This window comes from Photobacterium sp. (assembly GCF_033720175.1).
Lineage (GTDB): Bacteria > Pseudomonadota > Gammaproteobacteria > Enterobacterales > Vibrionaceae > Photobacterium.
The window spans coordinates 192527-212726 of record NZ_JAWWDA010000008.1; the positions used below are offsets into that span (position 1 = coordinate 192527).

Consider the following 20200-nt stretch of genomic DNA (forward strand, 5'->3'; position numbering starts at 1 on the left):
CCTAAGTCATGAACCTTACACACAGGTTTAGATCTATCTGTGGTGGTTTGTCTGTATTTCAGAAAGGTACGGTTTTACCCAACCCAGTCCTTCCTCCGTTGTATTTCGAGGGTTATATTCGCAGCCCATCCATCCGTCATAGCCGGACTGTTCGAGAATTGTAAACAAGTAGGGGTAATTCAATTCACCTTCAGAGGGTTCATGCCGGTTTGGCACTGATGCAATCTGAACATGACCGGTGTAGGAAGCGACGTCATTGATAAGAGTGGTTAAATCACCATCCATGATTTGGGCGTGATACAGGTCGAGTTGTAGCTTTACGTTAGGACGCTCGACTTGCTTGATCAACTCAACGGCATCACGCTGATGGGCAATAAAATAGCCTGGTACATCACGATTATTCAGCGGTTCGATCAATAATAGAATGTCGTGTTCAGCAAACACCTCTGCGGCATAACGGATATTGCCAAGAAAGGTATCTACGTGTTGTTGATAGCTATAGTTATTGTCAATGATGCCAGACATAGCGTGCACTTTTTTACATTTCAGCGTTAACGCATAGTTAAGCGCGGTATCAACACTGGCACGAAATTCTGCTTCTCGTCCTGGAATGGCAGCAAATCCGCGCTCACCTGCACTCCAATCACCTGGAGGCATATTGAACAGGGCTTGCTCTAAGTGATATTTTCTCAGTTCGCCAGCCAGCTCTTGCGCGTCAAAGGCATAGGGAAAAAGATATTCCACGGCGCTAAAACCAGCTTCACTGGCTTTAGCAAATCGTTCCATGAAAGGTACTTCAGTGAACAACATCGTCAGGTTTGCAGCAAACTTAGCCATTATTTTCCTCTCCCTTCTAATTCTTTAATTTCAGGCTGAGTCAGATAGCGAATCGCTTTGCCATCCAGCATCAATGCGAGTTTGGCGGTTTCTTCCAATTCTTCTGCGTTATCAACCGCATCAGTTAAATCTTTACCCGTGATTACCGGGCCGTGGTTTGCCAGTAAAAAAGCACGGTAGTCACTTGCACGTTTTGACAGTTCTTCTGCGATCCGCGGATCACCCGGACGGTAATAAGGGATCACGGGTAACTGACCTATCCGCATAACAAAATAGGGAGTAAACGGCGTGATCGCGTTATCGTGATCTAAGCCTTCGAGGCAAGACAATGCCGTTAAGTATGTTGAATGAAGATGAACAATCGCATTGCAATCGGGACTGTTGCGGTAAATAGCCAGATGGAACGCGACTTCTTTTGAAGGGTTATCCCCTGATAGATGATTACCGTTGATATCAACAACAGACAAGCGCTCAGCATCAAGACGACCAAACGATGAGCCCGTTGGTGTCGCTAAAAACGTGCCGTCAGGTAATTTTACCGACAGGTTACCCGCACCACCTGTCGCATAGCCACGCTCAAACATTGAGCGTGCCAGAGTGACCATTTGTAGCCGTTGCTGGTGCTCATTCATGGTAGAACCCCTGTGCTTTTTCAAAGAAGTTCACATCACCAAAATTACCGGATTTCAGTGCCAAAGACAGTTCGCTATCAATGGCTTTTACCCAAGGTACACCCGGTGCAATTTGTGGCCCGATATGGAATCCGCTGACGTTAAGGCTCTGAGTCACGACACCAGAGGTTTCACCACCGGCGGTAATGAAGTTAGTCACGCCTTGTTCATGTAACTGATGAGCAAGGTGACTAAAGAATTGTTCAACGGCATGGCTAGAAGCCTGAGCACCGTATTGTTCTTGAATATATTTCAGCTCATCGGTTGAGGCTGTGGCATACACCATCGGTGCCAGCGGTTCATTCAAATGTTCAAGTACCCACTGGCAGACGACAACACTGTAAGCAGTAGTATTTTCTAAGCACGTTTTCACATCGATGGCGAAGTGAGCCGCTCTGGTTTTATATTGTTCGACTTGCTGATTTGTCATCACTGAGCAGGAACCCGACAGTACAACCGATTTTCCAGCCGTTGGTTTACCCGCTTCTTTCGCTGATGACTGATCACTGAGTTGTTGAGTCCAGTTTTTTGCAATGCCGGCAGCTAACCCTGAGCCACCAGTCACAAGTGTTAATTCACTGGCTGCCTTGCCTAACGTTGCGAGGTGTGCATCGTTAAATGTGTCAACGACGGCATAACGTTTGCCTTGATGAGAGAGTTGCTCAAAACATTGTTTTACATGATCAGCACCTTGATCAATATCCTGATAATTCACCAGGCCTGCTTGGCCTTTGGCTTGCTTATCCATCAACCTGATCAGGCTAGAATCGGTCATTGGGGTCACCGGGTGATGTCGCATACCTGATTCGTCCAGAGGCTCGCCCATGACAAACAAATGTCCGTTGAATACGGTTCTGCCATTAATTGGCAGCGCCGGACATATGATCGTAAAATCAGTGTTTAGCGCATCAAGCAACGCATCAGTTACAGGGCCGATGTTGCCTTCTTCCGTGCTGTCAAACGTTGAGCAATACTTGAAGTAAAATTGTTTACAGCCTTTGCTTTTCAGCCATTCCAGTGCAGTTAGTGATGAGCTCACCGCTTCATCAACAGGACAAGATCGTGACTTCAGGCTAACAACGACAGCATCGGCATCGACGTTAATATCAGCCGAAGGGACGCCGTTTAATTGGATCGTACGCATGCCGTTTTCGACCAGGAAGCCGGCAATGTCGGTAGCACCTGTAAAGTCATCGGCAATGACACCTAATAACATGGCTATTTCTCCTTCTTCGGCAGTTCAATACCATCAAATATTTTGATGACGGCACTGTCATCTTCCTGTCCGTAACCGGCATTGCTGGCGCTGGTAAACATATTCAGTGCGGTGCTTGCTAACGGAAGGGGAAATTTCAGGCCTTGTGCGGTGTCGGCAACTAAACCCAGATCTTTGACAAAAAGATCGACCATGGATGCTGGTGTATAATCACCTTCAACAACATGTTTCATTCGATTTTCAAACATCCAGGAGTTACCGGCTGCATTTGTTACGACGTCATACATCAGATCCAGTGGAATATTAGCGCGAGCAGCTAATGCCATCGCTTCTGCGCCGGCGGCGATATGAACGCCAGCAAGAAGCTGGTGAATGATCTTAACGGTAGCGCCCATGCCAATTTCACTACCAATATTGTAAACCTTACCAGCGGTCGCATTGAGAACCGGCTGGAGTTTTATAAAGGCTTCTTCTGAGCCCGATGCCATAATTGTCATTTCACCCTGGCAGGCTTTTACTGCCCCGCCTGATACTGGCGCATCAAGCATGATAAGTTCAGACTCTGCCAACTTAGCTTCAATGTTTTTGGCGTCATCAGCTGAAATAGTGGCAGAAACCATGACTGCAGTACCTGGCCGAAGTTTATCGGCCAGACCATTTTCAAATAGCACTGACTTTGCTTGTTTTGCATTAACAACGAGAAGAAGAATGGCATCCAAATCTGCAGCAAAGTCAGCACAGTTATGGGATATATCTACCGCGCCTGCATTTTTCAACTCAGCCAGCGCATCAGTATTCAAATCAACACCATAAACATCCAGCCCGGCCTTAATACACGATTTTGCGGCCCCCATACCCATCGAGCCCAAACCAATCACGGCAATTGACTGTACTTTTTGTATATTCATACATCACCTTGTTAATTTTTGTTAATTTGTGTTGTTGTTTGTGATTCTATGGTATTTCCCTGACGTTAATCCAGCGCCTGCGTCACATTAATTAACATAGGCTGAATTTATTTGGTTATTTTTGTTAAGTTCATTTGCATCGTTAATACGTAGATATACGAAATTTCTTATAAATTTTTATATAAAACAAGAGTATGAATATTTATTCTTTGCTGAGACAGCCTCACATATATTCACATCGATAGTGATATAATGTTAAAATAAGTCAATTAGCCCGACTCAATACAACCGTAACGGAAAATCTTATGATCCCAGCAGAACGTCAACGTGCAATTCTGGCTCTACTCAGCAACCAAGAAGTTATAGGTATTCACGACCTGACACAGCAGTTGCAGGTTTCCCATATGACGATTCGTCGGGATATCGCTAAGCTAGAAGTTGATGGCCGTGTTATGTCGGTATCTGGTGGTGTTCAGCTGACAGAAATGATTCATTCTGAGTTATCTCATGATGTTAAAATCGGCCAGAACAACAATGAAAAAGCGGGCATCGGATTATATGCATCTAACCTTATTGAGCCTAATGCAACGATTTATCTTGATGCAGGTACGACAACATTAGAAATTGCTCATCATTTAGTGCATCGCGATGATTTACTGGTGGTGACCAATGATTTTGCAATTACGGCATTCTTACTGAATAATTCCGAATGTAACCTCTACCATACGGGTGGTAAGATCGATCGGATGAACCAGTCTTGTGTGGGTGAAAAAGCAGCGCGACTGCTGAATGAGATAAATATTGATCTTGCCTTTGTGTCAACGTCATCTTGGAGTCAGCGTGGGATCTCGACACCGAGTGAAGATAAGGTACTCGTTAAAAAAGCAGTTATTGCTTCCTCTCGGGTTAATTACTTAGTGAGTGATTCATCAAAGTACGGCAAAGTTGCAACTTTTCATGCTGTTGATATCGACAGCTTCGATAAAATTATTACTGACATCCATTTCCCTGCCAGTTGCATCCAGGGTTTATCTGAACGAGGAATTGAAGTTGTGACGGTTAAATAGGGATTATCCGATAATATAAACAGGTATTGTTCCCAAAGGCTTTGTCGAAAAAATATTGAAGTATAAGCATACAGATTTCCACCCAGCCAACCTCAAGATTTTCATTTACGCAAGAATTCCGCATCTTGAGATAACTTGGCTATAGCTGCAATGATGATTGACGCTGTTGAGCACCATAATAAAAATGGCCCCAAGCCAGAAAAAGGTGTTAGGATATATGCCTAAACGGTTTACATTTCACTTTTTAAGTGTGATTTAGATTGTTTATTGAACAAGTAGTTAGTCGGGGAGCCATAAGGCTGAGACCACTTCGGTGGGACCCGTTGAACCTGATCCAGTTAGCACTGGCGTAGGGAACTAACAGTAGTGCCCCCTCTGGCCACGATTTATGGCCTGCTCTTCACGGCACCTGTTGTTACCCCTGCGCAGCATTTTTTAGGGGTAGTCATGACAGCAACGTCGAAAACACCAATCACACTGACCATCGCGGGTTCTGACAGCGGAGGCGGTGCCGGCATCCAAGCCGATATCAAAGCGATTTCTGCAACTGGCGGTTATGCCTGCTCAGTGATCACCGCACTTACAGCCCAGAACACCCTCGGTGTATCAGCCATATTCCCTGTTTCCCCAGAATTTGTCGAACAGCAACTTGATGCGGTATTTACCGACTTAGATGTTAAAGCAGTAAAAATCGGTATGCTGAGTGATGCCACGATCATTCGCGCTGTGGCGAACAAACTACGCCAGTATCAGCCTGCGTATCTGGTTCTCGATCCGGTGATGGTGGCCACCAGCGGTGACTTACTCTTACAGCAAGAAGCCATCTCAACCCTGAAAGAAGCACTGATCCCGCTGGCCGATGTGATCACCCCTAACCTGCCCGAAGCCGCTGCCCTGCTTAACTGCGAGCGTCCCACCACTGAAAGTGACATGGTAACCATGACTGAGGCACTTCGTCATCTGGGGGCTAAATCGGTATTGTTAAAAGGCGGGCATCTGGAACAAGAAGAAAATAGTACCGACCTTCTGATTGTGGCCGATGATGTGCATCGGTTGAGTACCAAGCGCATTGCCACCCGGAATACCCATGGCACAGGTTGTACCCTGTCGGCGGCAATCGCTTCTTATCTTGCGCAAGGTTATCCATTGCTCGACGCGGTAACCCATGGCAAAAACTATATATCGCAAGCAATCCTTCATGCTGATGAGCTGGAAATTGGTTCCGGTCATGGCCCCGTGCACCATTTCTTTGCTGGTCATTTCACCCCTGACGCGTAACTAAAAAATAACGGAGCATGACGGTAATACTATGACGGTTGCAATATCGGCAATACCCGGGGTTGAGGTGACGCTAACACACGGCCAGATCCATTATCACACCAGCCCGTTTCCACTGTTTGCAAACTTAAGTCTAACCCTGCCGAAAGGTAAATGGACCTGTATTCTCGGCAAAAGTGGCTGTGGTAAAACCTCCCTTTTACGCCTGTTGGCTGGTTTGCTGGATGACAAAGCACAGTGGCAAGGTGAAATAACAACATGTGATGGGAAAACACCAGCAAGCCAGGTGGCCTATATGGCACAACAAGATTTACTACTGCCCTGGCTGAGTGTAATAGAGAACGTCTGTTTCAGTATTCGTTTAATGAAAGGCAAGCCGAATGCCGATGAGAAAGCGCGCGCGCTCGATCTGTTACACAGAGTCGGCCTCGCCGAATATGCCAGTGCTTATCCCGATAGCCTATCTGGCGGAATGCGCCAACGTGTCGCTTTGGCCAGAACCCTGATGCAGGATAAACCACTGCTGTTAATGGACGAACCTTTCTCGGCCCTCGACGCTGTTACCCGCCATAAACTACAGAACCTCGCGGCTGAGTTGCTGGCTGATAAAACCGTTTTGCTGATCACCCATGATCCGCAAGAAGCGCTGCGCTTGGGTCATCAAATATTGCTGATGACGGGAACTCCCGCTGCTGTCCGTTCACTCCCGGCACCGTCATCAGCACCTCCTCGCCAATTTGATGCTGAACTGGCGACATTACAACAAAAAATTATCGAGCAACTGGAGCAGGATTATGGCTGACTTACAATCGTCTCCCCACCCACTGCCTCGCATGATTATCAGCAGCGCAGTGATCCTCGGGGTATGGCAACTGACTGTCGTAACATTTCAATTACCGAGTTTTATCTTACCGGGCCCGATAGCTGTACTCGACAAGCTTATCCAGCGCCATGACGTTCTGCTCAATCACACCTGGGTTACCGCCGCTGAAGTGCTACTGGGTTTATTGCTAGGCCTGTCAATGGGCCTGTTTTTTGCTCTGCAGATGCTGCTCTTTGATCCGCTGCGTCGCTGGTTGCTACCTGTGTTAATTGCCAGCCAGGCAATTCCTGTCTTTGCCATCGCACCTATTCTGATGCTATGGCTGGGGTATGGCATTACCTCCAAAGTCGTGATGGCGGCATTGATCATCTTTTTCCCTGTGACCACCTGTTGTTACGACGGATTAAGGCACACACCTTCCGGCTATCTGGATCTGGCTAAAACCATGGGCGCTTCAAAATGGCAACTGCTGTGGCATGTACGCTTACCTGCAGCTTTACCCGCGCTGGCATCGGGGATCCGTGTTGCGGTTGTTGTCGCGCCAATTGGTGCCGTTGTCGGTGAATGGGTGGGCTCCAGTGAAGGGCTGGGCTACCTGATGTTGCAAGCCAATGCCCGCATGATGATCGATGAAATGTTTGCCGCTTTGTTGATCCTGGCTACTTTTTCAATCGGCTTGTACTTTGCTGCCGATTTACTGCTTAAGCGAGCGATACCATGGCAATCCAAACAATGAATGGAACCGCAAAATTAACCTAATATTTCAAACTCATAGCAATATGAAAAACAACGTAAAACCACCTCAATACTAATGAAATAAAAAGGACATTAACCTTGAAAAAAATACTGGCTAAAAGCCTGATTTCTCTGGCGCTTTCCACCTCTGTCTTTAGTGCTCCCGCTTTTAGCGCACCAACTAAAAACATGACGTTAATGCTCGACTGGTTCGTCAACCCGAATCATGGCCCGATTGTCATCGCAAAAGAGAACGGTCTTTTCAACGACCAAGGACTGAACATCACCATCCAGGAGCCGGCGGATCCAAGTATGCCGGCCAAATTGGTGGCAGCGGGCAAAGTTGACTTAGCAGTGTCTTACCAAACCAGCCTCACGATAGATGTTGCAGCCGGTCTGCCTTTGATCCGCTCTGCCACATTGATAGCAGCACCACTGAATACATTGATGGTACTGGACAACAACAAAATCAACTCACTGGCAGATTTGAAAGGAAGGAAAATAGGTATCGCCATCGCTGGTAACGAAGAAGCGACGATCGGTACTATGCTCAATAGCGAAGGCGTCGACTATAAAGATGTTCAAATCATCAATGTTGGCTGGGCACTGTCATCATCACTGGCATCTGGCAAAGTCGATGCTATCTGGGGCGGGCTGCGTAACTTTGAGACTAATCAGCTTGAGCTGGAAGGCTACAAAGCCAAGGCGTTCTTCCCCGAAGAGCACGGTGTACCGTCATACGATGAGCTAATCGTCGTCGCGAACAAAAACAGCTATGACCGAGACATACTGAAAAAATTCAACCGGGCTCTTGAACTGGCAACCCAGTACATCATCAACCACCCCGATCAGGCATGGGAAGAGTTTGTCGCTTACTCTCCCGACACACTTAACAACGAACTGAACCGCCGTGCATGGCGTGACACCCTGCCTCGTTTCGCACTGCGTCCGTCAGCCGTTGATGAAGCGCGTTACGATGACTTCGCACAATTTATGTATCAGCACAAAATCATTGATAACGCACCGCGAGCGAAGGATTACGTACCGACACTGTAATTGTCGGTTTCACCGCCTTGCAATAATCACTCTATCGGGGCTCCGGCACTCAGTACGAAGCCCATCGTTATGCTAAAAGGTTAAATCAAATGAATCATCAGGATCTAATTCGCGCTTGTCATCAAACCTGGATTGACTATACGCAACACAGCTTTGTAGATCAGCTTGCGAGCGGACAACTACACAATGAGGCTTACCTGCACTATCTGAAACAGGATTTTCTTTTCTTAAAGCATTATGCCCGCGCCTATGCGCTGGCAATTTACAAGGCGCAGACCTTAGAAGAAATGCGTGCACCATTGCCGGGTTTACATGCCCTTATCGAAAATGAAACCTGCCACCATATGACCTACTGCGCGCAATGGGGATTGACTGAAAGAGATATGGAAGCTGAGCAGGAAGATTTTGGCACCGTTGCATACACGCGCTATGTACTTGAAACCGGCATGGCGGGTGACCTGGTTGATCTGTACGTTGCCCTCGCACCATGTGCCATTGGTTATGCAGAGATTGGCCAGCAGCTGCTCAAAGATGAAAGGACGGTGATGGAAGGGAATCCCTATTATAGCTGGATCGAGCTATACAGTAGTGACGATTTCCAGAACGGTGCTAAATCTGGCATGGAACGTCTCGATTTAATGATCGCTGACACTCCACTAAACAGCCCGCGCGGTCAGCGTTTATGCGAAATATTCAAGACGGCGACCCGTATGGAAGTCGCCTTCTGGCAGCAAGGCTTAAATGCCGTTAAAGCTGAATGCCGTTCCGCATAAGAGGCTAACCAACCTTAAGCATCTAAAATTCAATCCATTTCTTGACTATTCGCTCGGCAATTGCATAAGTTATAATCTAGCCGAACATCAGATAAAGGGAACAACATGAAGATTTACGAACTGGCTCCCGCTCCAAGTGCTCGCCGGGTAAGTATTTTCCTGGCTGAAAAAGGAATTGAAATCGACCGGGTTAACGTTGATATTCGTGGCGGTGAAAACCTCTTTGATGAGTTCAAAGCCAAAAGCATCAATGGCCGCATTCCGGTTTTAGAATTAGATGACGGCACGACGATCTGCGAGTCCATTGCCATATGTCGTTATTTCGATGAAATGTACCCATCCACTCCCTCTCTTTTCGGTGATACCCCGCAAGAACGAGCGAAGGTAGAAATGTGGCAACGTATCGTCGAGTTTCAAGGGCTGTATACGGCCATGCAGGCATTCCGAAACATTAGCGGGATCTATAAAGACAGAGAGAATTGCGTTGAAAGCTGGGGGCATGAATCACGCCAGCGGGTGGTTGAATTCCTGCCGACACTCGATGCACAGTTAGCGAACTCGGCTTATATCGCAGGAAACAAGTTTTCTGTTGCCGACATCACCGCTTTTGTGATGTGCGGTTTTATTACGAACCTCGAAATTACCATTGATGAAATGTTCCCTCATATTCAAGATTGGTACGAACGCGTTTCACAACGGCCCTCGATACAAAGATAAAAACGGCTCCTGGTTGATATCAGGTACTCAAAAACCAGACCCCGCAGACAAAACAGTGATTTTTGTCTGCGGGATCGGTGTTATACGTTACACAAGCTAGACCTAGCGGTGCCACCATTCAGGGATAATGGTGCAATCTCCCATATTTGTGCTCAACCAGGCTTGTTCACCTTCAATCGTCAATTGAAGCTGCATAGAACGTTCAATCAATGCTTCTAGCTCGGCCAGGGTTTCATCGTTGATATAGACGACAGAAACATTATCAAACTGATTAATTTTAATCTTGTTTTGCTGCCACCAGATTGGTGCCGCACGATCGCCATAAGCAAAGATAATAACCTGCTTAGATTTATTGGATGCTTTACGGATACGCTTTTCATCCGGCAAGCCAAGATCTATCCATAATTCCATTTCATCACTTAGACTCTTGCGCCAAAGATCGGGTTCGTCAGCAGAACTTACGCCTTTGGTAAACGTAAGATTTTCATCAGCATTTAACCCCCATGCTAACAGGCGCAGCATCATACGTTGCAGCGTTTCTGAAGGATGACAGGCAATAGTGTGGTTCATATCTAGATAGACATGACGATCCAAATCAGCAATATTGATATGGGCTTTATAAATTGTGGCTTTTTGCGCCATAAGAGTAACACCTAACCGGTATATTAAGAAGTGTAGTAAGGAGGAGAATATACTGCAATTTTTATTGTTTTTTCAATGTGATAACGCGTTTATTGGTTTCATTCATCTCGTTCGTCAGTTGCTGACATTCAAGCGTCAGTTGTGATACAGACATTTGACTAAATGTTGACTGAAAATGTTTCTGAGAATCGGCAAGTATCGCTTTCCACTCCATCGCATCGACGGCAGAAAGCTCTTCTGTCAAAAGTCTTTTTCCCTCGTCAATATACTCTTTGGCAACAGCGCCGTATTCAGTAAAAGCTTGTTTCAGCTGTTTACTGACATCATTATCTAAACGATCACAGCCCTGAATAATCGATTCTTTCAATTGAAACGTTGTATAGATCCCGACCAATTTATCTCTCAACACATCTCGCGTTTGACGCAAGTTGTCTGAAGTAGCGACATCTGACCCCATTACCGTCAATGGTAAGCAACATAACGAAACAATAAACAAACGAAGCTTAATAACCACAATATCAAACCAATCCATAGCAGATGCATGATGATACGTTATTATGCCAACCTGGACAATTACCAGTTAAAACCAACCCTATTCTTGCTGTTTATATCGTCTCTAGCGACATATCGTTAGCCACTATCGCTTCTTTTCTGGCCTTAGACAGACGCTTGATCCGGTATTCCAGTTGCATGGCTTTGCGTTTATCCCCGACAGCTTCAGACCAGACTAAAGTAAGAGGGCCTTTGCCCTTTAAATACTTCGCCCCTTTTTTACTGCTCTGATGTTCGGTAAAGCGACGCTGTACGTCAGTCGTTACGCCACAATATAAACTGCTCGAGGCCGTCCGAATAAGATAAACAGACCACAATACCGGCTGAGGCTTGGTGGGCTCATCAATGATTGTGTTACCGTTTTTGGCTGGGCTGCCATTGTATTTATGGTCCATTGTGAACAGGCGTCGCTCCTAGATACGTCCAAAACGTCTGTAATGAGGAACTAAAAGCAAATTATGATGTGAGCGATTCCAGCATCTCTTTCAATTCGGCAATTTCCAGTTTCATCGCCGATACCTGTTCTTCCAGCTGAGTAAGCCGTTCGACAGTCTCTGATGAAGCAGCGGCCGGTGACGCTTGCGTCGCTAACGTTTCAAGATCTATCTCGCCACTGAACAAATGCATATAGCGGCAGTCTCGCTTACCCGCTTCACGAGGCAGTTTAACGATATAAGGACCATTGGGATGTGAAGCCAGACCATCAAGTACCGCCTCCGCTTCTTTCACATCACTAAAACCGCATAAGCGGTTGGTACGAGTACGGATTTCGCCAGCACTTTGCGGTCCGCGCAATAACATAACACAAATTGCAGCTCGTTCTTGTTCGGTAAATTTTAATGAACCAAACTCTGTATTGCAGAATCTGTGCTGGAATTTGGCGACACGACTACCAAAACTTGATACATCGTTGACAATACGTTTCTCTTTTAACTGTTCAACCGTATCGAGTACCGTGGCATCATCCAATGCCAATACCGGGTCGCGGTTACTTTTCTGATTACAGGCCGTTGTCAGCGCATTTAATGTCAACGGGTATTGATCTGGAGTGGTAACTTCCTTTTCAAGCAAACAACCGATCACACGAGCTTCATTCTGTGAAAAGTTAAAATCCATGATCTTCCCTCACCCTTTATTCAATTTAATGATATCTCTATTAAGGCAGATTAGCATGAGACGCAACAACAACAAGCACTGCCATTACTGACTGCTTGAAATTCAGCCGAATTTAATAATGAATTGAGGTTGTGTATACCCGAGCCCCCCAAGAGCCGGCATTTCGAGTGACATGAGCATATTGAGGCTACTGAATATCTCAGTAGAAAGTGATAACGGCGCTTCTCAGCGCCGTTTCAATAAGCGACCCAGCTGTGATGGATGATAAGACCAGCAGTGGTCAAATACCGACATTAATGCCGGATTACCATAACGGGATAAATTCACCGCATGGAATCTATTTTTCTGCTCTTTAAGCTTATTGATACGCTTGAGCATCTCCGCCGGCTGTGAAGGGGCAATAAAATCTGATAGTACAACCAAATCGGCATTTTTATATTTCCCGCGACTCATCAAATCAATCGACTGATCCAACACCGGCCCCAGATCGGTTCCACCGTGGAAAGAATAAGATAAGAAGTTCAGTACTTCAGTTAAACCATCCTGTTTGGTCAGCTCATACGTGATTTGCTGGGTCGAAAACATAATCACGTAACAGTCGCGATCTTCGGCTAAAGCAATCTGCATCAGGCCATAAGCCAGTGCTTTCGCACATTGTTCAGGGAAACCAGACATAGAGCCTGACGCATCAATGCAAACAATAAACGGACCTTTGTCTCGCTCTACGTGTTTGGTTTGGCGCTTATATGCTTTCACTTTGCGGAGCTTTCGCTGTGCGCCCTGTACCCGGTAATTCATCAGGCGTTTATCAACGAGATGCTTATAGAAGACAACTTCCAACTCTGGATACGCAAGAAACATTGCTTCATTGGGTAACAATTTCGACAAGTCATCACTCTCATGGACCCCGACAATATCATCAGTGACACTGTCACTGCGCTCTTCGACCATACGCAAATCTTCTGCCTTTACCCGCTCTTTACTCGGATCATCGATTTCATTCGCCATGCGGCCCAATTTTTCGGCGATTTCCTTCAATCCATTATTCTTTTTCAAAAAACTGGCGATGGATTTCATGGTACTGACATCTGTCCGGGTCAGCTTTGCTCTGGCCATATCCCATAATCGGCCTGCTTTTTTTTCATCCCCCGCATCCGTGACTTCTGCCACCTGCTGCATGGTTTCAATACGCTGATACAAATCTGCCAGCAGCTTCTCTTTATGCTGTTCCAGCTCCGTCAACTGCGCTTCTTGCAATGCCTGTGATAAATGTTGATACCACAAATTACAAAAATAGCTTTGAAACATTGGATTGTGTTTCTGGTGCTCTTTGTCAACCAGGCTTTTCGCTTTAAAGTAAAACGCAGAATGGCCTTCCAGCTTTTTTACAATATTGTCAGCCTGATCAAAGAAATAATCCGGATCCCAATTGCGGGCCTCTTGGTAGAGATCCATTTCCTGTTGGAAATGCTCTTCCACACTGGTCTTGGTCATACGATGTTTTACCTGACCACGCCATTTCATGATCTGGTTTTTCATCGCGGTTTTAACACCAGCGTTTGCTTCAGCCGCCATTAGCAGCTGGGGGCGTATCATCATCTCATGTACAGCATTATCGATGATCCCTGATTCGGAGAGCATTAATGCTAGGTTAAGGCCTTCAGATACTGGCATAGACTGCTCCCTTACTTATTCGAAATACTCAGATAAATGCGAAATACGTAAGGCACTTTTATCAATCAGCCGTTTGAGCTCTGATACTGAGTCCGCAGCATCGGTAATGCTCTGCTCGATAAGTACCGGCAGGTCTTTATCAATAAAATTATGTGGTAACGCACCACGGAAACTGCTGCGAGAGACCTTAATACTATGATCTGCATCGAGTGTTTTGCTTGAAGCTTTATCGACGTCTTGTTGCCACTGTTGTTGCTGGGCAACAGTGATACCTTTTGTACCGGCAAGCCCTACCAGCACAGAACGGTTTGCAATATCTTTAGTCACAAGCCGTTGCTGGGCATTAATTTCAAACTGCAGACGACACAGGTGGGTATTTTTATTTACAAAGCCATACACATCACACTGACCGGTTTTAATCTTCTTCTCAAACTCATCACCGTCGACATATACCCAACGGCTGTCCCCTTTTTCCTTTTCTGAAACAGATGTGTTCTTCTGCAGCATAACCAGCTTAATCATTCGCGGGTTATTATTGACGTTATAGCGCTTAGCGGTGCTGAAGTCATATTTAAACCATTCTTTACGCATCATGGTTTCACGACTGAAAGTCAGGCACAGTTGCGCGGCAATATCATCATGAACCTCGTCGATGATGTTTTGTGCTTCTGCTGCATTGGCCCTAGATATACTCTGGTCAAAGGCTTTTTCAACCGCAAAGTCCTGACACAAAGACCGTACAACACGGCGTGATTCCGGGCTATGCCACAGGCAGTCTTGCAATAACAACAAATCAAGCGGATTAATCATGTCACGGCCATTAAAAAAAGCGCTGGCTTTCAATAAACGAACCGATTTTTTCCAGCGGCGATCAGAGATATACAGCTCGCTATCTTCAGACGGCATATCGGTGCCGGCTTCAGCACGCTGTTCGATCATTGATTTAAGCTGATAGATCTTTTCAAAGATATCTTCTGACAGCGTTACCTCGTCAATATGCGCCTGCCACTGTTCGTATTCTTCATCTTTAATGGTTAAGGCCGGATCTATATTCTGAGCCGCTGAGCTTTCACCCATCAACATCGCTTTGAAATTCTGTTTTTCTTGAATTCGATTGACGAAGACACGGACTAACATCCGATCGTACAAGGCATCCAGACCACTATCTTCTTCCGGCAATTCATTCGATGCCGTAATAAGTAAACGCATAGGAACTGGAAGTACATCCTGACCATTTTTAAAGGTACGTTCGTTAACAACAGTCAGTAGGGTATTCAGGATGGCTGGGCCTGCTTTCCAGATTTCATCGAGGAAAACAATTTGTGCCGTTGGCAGGTAACCCTCGATCAGGCGAACATATTTGCCATTATCTTTCAATTCCTGGATCGACAAAGGACCAAACACTTCTTCCGGTGTTGAAAAGCGGGTCATCAGATAATCGAAAAATCTACTGTTATCAAAAGCCTGAATTAAACGTTTAGCAATCAGGCTTTTAGCGATACCTGGAGGACCTAAAAGAAATACACTTTCACCTGCCAGTGCGGCAAGCAAGCAAAGCTTGATCGTTTCTTCACGCTCATAAACGCCGTTAGATAGCCCTTTAATCAGTTTTTGGATCCTTTCGGAAATTAGCGCTTTGTTCGGTTGTGTTGATCTTGCCATTGTTAGCATAATTCCCGACCTCTCCATTGTTGTGTCTATGTACTGCGGTACAACAATTCCTAATCATTACTTAGGATAAACATAAAACACAATTTGTTACAATATTGTTAACTGAAATATTTTGTTACAACCCTTGTATATCAGAGAGATTGACAAACAACTATCCGTCAAACATTGATTGCAAAAATGAGATCTATCAAAAGAAATTAAGGAAGATAATATGAATGAAAGGAATATTTTTTACTTAAGTAAAATCAATGTGTTAGATTTAAATTAATGGTTGCATTAAAGTGACCGTCTGTTTTTTGAACTTATTTGAGTTTGAAACGTTATTTCATCTTTATGATACAACGCTCAAAATACGAACACTTTCCGCCATTTAATTTGCAGGCAACATTCCATTTTGTCGTATACAAAAAAAAATATAGAGTCGAATTCAACCCATTTGATTTTCACTTTTTGCGTTATCAAAGATCTCAACGTGTTTTTCTCACATTCATTTTTAAACCTCTTGTACCTATTCATGCTCTTTGACAGAATCTTACAAAGTCATTTATTGATCGACGCCTAAGGGAGATCATGAACAAGATTTCTCAACTCCCAATGCGCTTAACCATCTTTGCTTGTACCAGTATGTTACTTTTTGCCTTCGTCGCATCGAGTGAAAGCTTTGAAATGGTTATTTCAATTCTGACACTGAGCCTAATTGCGATGCTGTTACGTGAAGATTTCGGCGAAGAGATGAAGTTATGGCTTTTGCTCGCGCTAGGAAGCTATTCCCTCGGCGTCATTGCCGATTTATTAGATGAAATTCCCGAATTAGACGATCACTGGCTACTGAATAAAACTGATGATGCTTTTATGCAGATCGGTGTTTTTCTGATGTGTTTTTGTTTTAGTAAAATGCTGCATCAGCGCCTTAGCCTAATCGACGATCTTAACGCTCAGATCGCGAAAGCACGAACATTAGAAAGGGAGTTAAGTCGTCAGGCTTTACATGATGACCTGACAGGATTACAAAACCGTCGGGCGCTGTTTCGCCAGTTCGACAAAATGGCCATTAACCTCCAACGCGGTATTTTAGCCTATATTGATGTCGATAATTTCAAGCAGGTTAATGATAACCATGGCCATAAGCAAGGTGACGAACTGCTTGTCACGATAGCCAGGCAATTAATCATAACCGCACCAATCGGCAGCCAGATCTTTCGCATCGGTGGCGATGAGTTTGTCGTCTTAATGCCATCAGAAGATCAGTCGCTTTACGACGAATGGGGCGAAAAACTCTTCAACGCCACAACCGATATGAGAGAATCGTTTAACATCGACCTCAGTATCGGCCTCGCTCCCTACTATCCCGGTAATTTAAGTGATCCCGATGTCATTCTTGCAAGAGCTGACAGGGCAATGTACAAAGAAAAATCACGAGAACTCAACAGCTGAACACAAACAAACCAGATTTCTCCTTCACATAACTGTCATATCTTCGTAATAAGATGTGCTGCAAATTCACTATAAATGGAGAAAGTCAATGTTGTTCAGGGCAACGACCCTTTGGGCATTGTGTGCCAGCTTTGCATTTAATGTGCAGGCTGATACGGTGACAGTAACCGGGTCTACATCTGTCAGTCATGTCGTTGAAGTACTGGCTGAAGCCTACTCTCAGGCACACAATGAAACCTTTATCGCTGTTCAGGGGATAGGATCATCAGCTGGAATTGCAGCCGTTAAACAAGATGCCGCGGAACTTGGTATGAGCTCCCGCTCTTTAAAACCCGCCGAAATCAGTCCTGATATTAAGGTGGTCACCATCGCTCATGATGGCATTGCCTTAGTGGTGAATAAACAGAACCCCGTTATTAATCTGACAAAAGATCAAGTGTCTAAAATTTATCGCGGTGAAATCACCAACTGGAAAGACGTTGGAGGCACAGATAAAAAAATGGCTGTCGTTAGCCGTGATAACGCATCTGGCTCACGCTTTTCTTTTGAAGATTTTATGGGGCTGACACAGCAAATTAAAGAGCAGACTGTCTCTGACATCAATCCGCAGATTTTAGTTGTCAATACCAATGGCATGGTGAAAAGCTTGGTCTCCCGGAATGTCCATGCTATTGGATATGTCTCACTTGGCTCTGTTGATGATTCGGTTAAAGCCCTGTCATTTGAAGGCATTAAGCCGAATATCGATAATCTCGAGTCAGGCCAATACCAAATTTCACGCCCATTCCTGATGCTCTATAAAGAGAAGAACTTAAGCGATAATGCGAAAGACTTTTTAAACTATGTTAACTCAGATGCAGGGCAAACCATTATTGAGCAGCGGGGCTACCTCAAGGTCAGGTGATCAGAGATAAAGCCGGCAGGTATTATCAATCGGGATAATACCGGTCGGCTTTCTCGTTCCTAACGACAAACAGGATACTTTAATGATGCTCCCCACTCTGCCCAGGAGCCATCATAAACCGTCAGTAATTTCCGCCCTGTCAGTTCAGCAGCTAATGCCAGTACACAAGCTGTGACACCAGAGCCACAACTGAAAATTAACCGCTTTTCGGGATCGGCAGCAACCGTGTTAAACCATGATTCCAATTGATCTCTGTCTAGAAAGAATCCGTCTTTAATTAAATAAGTAAAAGGCAAACTCTTGGCATTTGGCATATGGCCACTTCTTACACCAGCTCTTGGTTCAGGCTCTGTTCCATCAAAGCGCGCTGCCGGACGGGCATCTAAAACAACCGTATCAGGATCATTAAGTAACAATTGCAGATTATCGGCACTAATAACCCATTGCGGCAATAAAGAGGCTGCATACTGAGAAGCCTCTGGTTTATCCGCCTCACCGCTTTCAGTTGGATACTGCTCTGCCAGCCATGCCGGTAATCCGCCGTTAAGTACTGCGACATTATCATGCCCCATCGCTTTAAACATCCACCACACTCGCGGAGCTGAAAACAGGCCGTGGCTGTCATATACCACAATCATACTCTGATTGCTGATGCCCAGTTTAGAAACTTCTTGGGCAAACAGCTCTGGCGAAGGCAGCATATGCGGTAAGTCTGCATCGGGGTCTTTAATTTTGGTATCAAAGTCAAAAAATCTCGCGCCACGAATATGGCAATTCCGCCATTCTTGTTCAGGATTTCTTGCTGAACCCGGCATATACCAACTGGCATCAAGCAGAATCAGATTTGGATCATCTAAATGTTCAGCCAACCACTTTGTCGTGACTAATGATGAGGGCAATGTGGACATACCGTATTCCTTTAACATTTTGTGTACTGATTATAGCCTGGGGCATTCTGACCAAGTTACAAGTTATCTCACAACCTGATTCTATTGGCGATTCGGTCATTGTATCCGCTATTATGAATAGGCAATTCGATAAATAATTAACTAATTAGCAACATCAATCAACCCGGAATGCTCTGTTTATCCTGCCTCTTGTGGCCAAGGACTGTAAATGAAACAAATTTATCTGGGTATCCTTACCGTTTGCTCACTGTTTTCACCTGCCGTTATGGCTTACAACTCTGGTAGCCTCTCGTTTGCTATTGATAACGACGGTATTGTCACTACCGATCAGAATTACACCAACGGCCTTTTTCTTGAGTTCAATTCAACGGCTAGCGACACACTAACATCAGACGCACCATCTCCTATTCGTCAGCTAGCCCATTTATTACCGCTCGGTTCAGCCACATTGCAAGGCTGGAATTTACGTCTTGGCCAGCAAATATGGACACCGGAAGATATTGAAGCAACCGAACCGGTACCCGATGAACACCCTTATGCCGGATTGTTATTTTTCGAAACCGGTATCTATCAATACTCCCCGGCCCGGGTCGATAAATTTAGTTTCATGCTAGGAACAGTCGGCCCCAATGCTTTGGCTGAAGAAGGGCAACGCTTCATCCACGCCATTATCGGTTCTGATAAACCCATGGGATGGGGTTTCCAAATTAAAAATCAGGTGGTTTTCAACCTAGGCTATCAAGGCGATCATCTGCTTACGCGAGAGCAGGCCTGGTTAATGGAACAATATGATGTCAGTGGCGTGGGCCGTGTCAATATCGGTAACTATCAGAGTGAAGTGGCTTTGGGTGCTGTAGCAAGATGGGGACGTGATTTAAGTGCTAACTTTGGTAGTGTAGGTTTCACCCCCGGTAAGTTTTTCGATGTCAGCGTGCTGTCGACCAGCGCATCAGGCTACTATCTGTTTGCGGGTATTGAAGGGCGTTACCGCTTTAATGATATAGCCGTTGAAGGGGATCGTCCCGACGACATACCAGATGCTCACATTGAGCATTTACAAGCAACAGCTGTTGCGGGTTTTGTCTATTACCAACCCAAATGGGGTTTGAGCCTAAGCCTTGCAACAGTCACCCGTGAGCTTAATCAAGACAGGCACTCCACTCACTCCAATGGCTCTCTTGAGCTTTTCTGGCGAATATAGGAAAAATGCCATTCCGC

General features: G+C 45.3%; 20 protein-coding genes, 1 pseudogene and 1 riboswitch. Of the genes and pseudogenes, 10 read left to right on the forward strand and 11 right to left on the reverse strand.

Annotated features, from left to right (window positions below; genetic code table 11):
- Window positions 1-33: 33 nt before the first annotated feature.
- From otnI to ltnD, 4 genes are read right to left on the reverse strand one after another with little or no spacing between them, the layout of a single operon-like run.
- Window positions 34-837, reverse strand: a complete 804-nt coding sequence (otnI, locus tag R3289_RS11480; RefSeq protein ID WP_318925637.1) for a 2-oxo-tetronate isomerase — start codon at window positions 835-837, stop codon at window positions 34-36.
- Complete coding sequence (locus tag R3289_RS11485) at window positions 837-1469, reverse strand: aldolase (protein WP_318925638.1); 633 nt, start codon at window positions 1467-1469, stop codon at window positions 837-839. Before R3289_RS11485 ends, otnI begins: the two co-directional genes overlap by 1 nt.
- The gene (gene otnK, locus R3289_RS11490; protein ID WP_318925639.1) at window positions 1462-2724 is read right to left on the reverse strand and encodes a 3-oxo-tetronate kinase; all 1263 of its coding nucleotides are present in this window, start codon (window positions 2722-2724) and stop codon (window positions 1462-1464) included. The genes R3289_RS11485 and otnK overlap by 8 nt, the downstream gene beginning before the upstream one ends.
- A gap of 2 nt (window positions 2725-2726) precedes the next feature.
- Complete coding sequence (gene ltnD / locus R3289_RS11495) at window positions 2727-3626, reverse strand: L-threonate dehydrogenase (protein ID WP_413466694.1); 900 nt, start codon at window positions 3624-3626, stop codon at window positions 2727-2729.
- 311 nt (window positions 3627-3937) lie between these two features.
- Between ltnD and R3289_RS11500 the strand changes: the two genes are divergently transcribed.
- The 7 genes and pseudogenes from R3289_RS11500 to R3289_RS11530 all read left to right on the forward strand — a co-directional run bounded on the left by R3289_RS11500 (window position 3938) and on the right by R3289_RS11530 (window position 10081).
- Window positions 3938-4699 carry a DeoR/GlpR family DNA-binding transcription regulator gene (locus R3289_RS11500; RefSeq protein WP_318925641.1) on the forward strand — a complete coding sequence of 254 codons (762 nt, stop codon included), beginning with the start codon at window positions 3938-3940 and terminating at the stop codon, window positions 4697-4699.
- A gap of 274 nt (window positions 4700-4973) precedes the next feature.
- Window positions 4974-5072: riboswitch (TPP riboswitch) on the forward strand.
- A 74-nt stretch (window positions 5073-5146) separates the two neighbouring features.
- A complete protein-coding gene (gene thiD / locus R3289_RS11505; RefSeq protein WP_318925679.1) occupies window positions 5147-5977 on the forward strand; it encodes a bifunctional hydroxymethylpyrimidine kinase/phosphomethylpyrimidine kinase in 831 nt (276 codons plus the stop codon).
- A gap of 31 nt (window positions 5978-6008) precedes the next feature.
- Window positions 6009-6779 (forward strand): ABC transporter ATP-binding protein, encoded by a 771-nt coding sequence (locus R3289_RS11510; RefSeq protein ID WP_318925642.1) that lies wholly within the window; start codon window positions 6009-6011, stop codon window positions 6777-6779.
- 28 nt (window positions 6780-6807) lie between these two features.
- A pseudogene (locus tag R3289_RS11515) lies at window positions 6808-7536 on the forward strand (ABC transporter permease); the annotation flags it as partial.
- A 98-nt stretch (window positions 7537-7634) separates the two neighbouring features.
- Complete coding sequence (locus R3289_RS11520; RefSeq protein WP_318925644.1) at window positions 7635-8591, forward strand: ABC transporter substrate-binding protein; 957 nt, start codon at window positions 7635-7637, stop codon at window positions 8589-8591.
- Between the two features lie 89 nt (window positions 8592-8680).
- Window positions 8681-9364 carry a TenA family protein gene (locus R3289_RS11525; protein ID WP_318925645.1) on the forward strand — a complete coding sequence of 228 codons (684 nt, stop codon included), beginning with the start codon at window positions 8681-8683 and terminating at the stop codon, window positions 9362-9364.
- A 105-nt stretch (window positions 9365-9469) separates the two neighbouring features.
- Window positions 9470-10081 carry a glutathione S-transferase gene (locus tag R3289_RS11530; RefSeq protein WP_318925646.1) on the forward strand — a complete coding sequence of 204 codons (612 nt, stop codon included), beginning with the start codon at window positions 9470-9472 and terminating at the stop codon, window positions 10079-10081.
- A gap of 102 nt (window positions 10082-10183) precedes the next feature.
- Here the strand turns inward: R3289_RS11530 and R3289_RS11535 are convergent, their stop codons facing one another.
- The 6 genes from R3289_RS11535 to R3289_RS11560 form a co-directional block, all read right to left on the reverse strand.
- Window positions 10184-10723, reverse strand: a complete 540-nt coding sequence (locus tag R3289_RS11535) for a YaeQ family protein (RefSeq protein ID WP_318925647.1) — start codon at window positions 10721-10723, stop codon at window positions 10184-10186.
- A gap of 61 nt (window positions 10724-10784) precedes the next feature.
- Complete coding sequence (locus R3289_RS11540) at window positions 10785-11255, reverse strand: hypothetical protein (RefSeq protein WP_318925648.1); 471 nt, start codon at window positions 11253-11255, stop codon at window positions 10785-10787.
- A gap of 73 nt (window positions 11256-11328) precedes the next feature.
- The gene (locus R3289_RS11545; RefSeq protein ID WP_318925649.1) at window positions 11329-11670 is read right to left on the reverse strand and encodes a GIY-YIG nuclease family protein; all 342 of its coding nucleotides are present in this window, start codon (window positions 11668-11670) and stop codon (window positions 11329-11331) included.
- A gap of 61 nt (window positions 11671-11731) precedes the next feature.
- The gene (locus R3289_RS11550) at window positions 11732-12391 is read right to left on the reverse strand and encodes a YceH family protein (protein ID WP_318925650.1); all 660 of its coding nucleotides are present in this window, start codon (window positions 12389-12391) and stop codon (window positions 11732-11734) included.
- 225 nt (window positions 12392-12616) lie between these two features.
- Window positions 12617-14065 (reverse strand): ATPase RavA stimulator ViaA, encoded by a 1449-nt coding sequence (viaA, locus tag R3289_RS11555; RefSeq protein WP_318925651.1) that lies wholly within the window; start codon window positions 14063-14065, stop codon window positions 12617-12619.
- A gap of 15 nt (window positions 14066-14080) precedes the next feature.
- Entirely contained in the window at window positions 14081-15736 is a 1656-nt protein-coding gene (locus tag R3289_RS11560) for an ATPase RavA domain-containing protein (RefSeq protein WP_318925652.1), read from the reverse strand.
- A 570-nt stretch (window positions 15737-16306) separates the two neighbouring features.
- On the opposite strand from R3289_RS11560, the gene R3289_RS11565 reads away from it, so the two are divergent.
- Window positions 16307-17170, forward strand: coding sequence for a GGDEF domain-containing protein (locus tag R3289_RS11565; protein WP_318925653.1), 864 nt, complete (start codon window positions 16307-16309; stop codon window positions 17168-17170).
- A gap of 88 nt (window positions 17171-17258) precedes the next feature.
- Complete coding sequence (locus R3289_RS11570; protein ID WP_318925654.1) at window positions 17259-18074, forward strand: phosphate ABC transporter substrate-binding protein; 816 nt, start codon at window positions 17259-17261, stop codon at window positions 18072-18074.
- A gap of 59 nt (window positions 18075-18133) precedes the next feature.
- Here the strand turns inward: R3289_RS11570 and sseA are convergent, their stop codons facing one another.
- Window positions 18134-18982, reverse strand: coding sequence for a 3-mercaptopyruvate sulfurtransferase (gene sseA / locus R3289_RS11575; protein ID WP_318925655.1), 849 nt, complete (start codon window positions 18980-18982; stop codon window positions 18134-18136).
- A gap of 208 nt (window positions 18983-19190) precedes the next feature.
- Between sseA and R3289_RS11580 the strand changes: the two genes are divergently transcribed.
- Window positions 19191-20183, forward strand: a complete 993-nt coding sequence (locus tag R3289_RS11580; protein ID WP_318925656.1) for a lipid A deacylase LpxR family protein — start codon at window positions 19191-19193, stop codon at window positions 20181-20183.
- Window positions 20184-20200 lie beyond the last annotated feature (17 nt).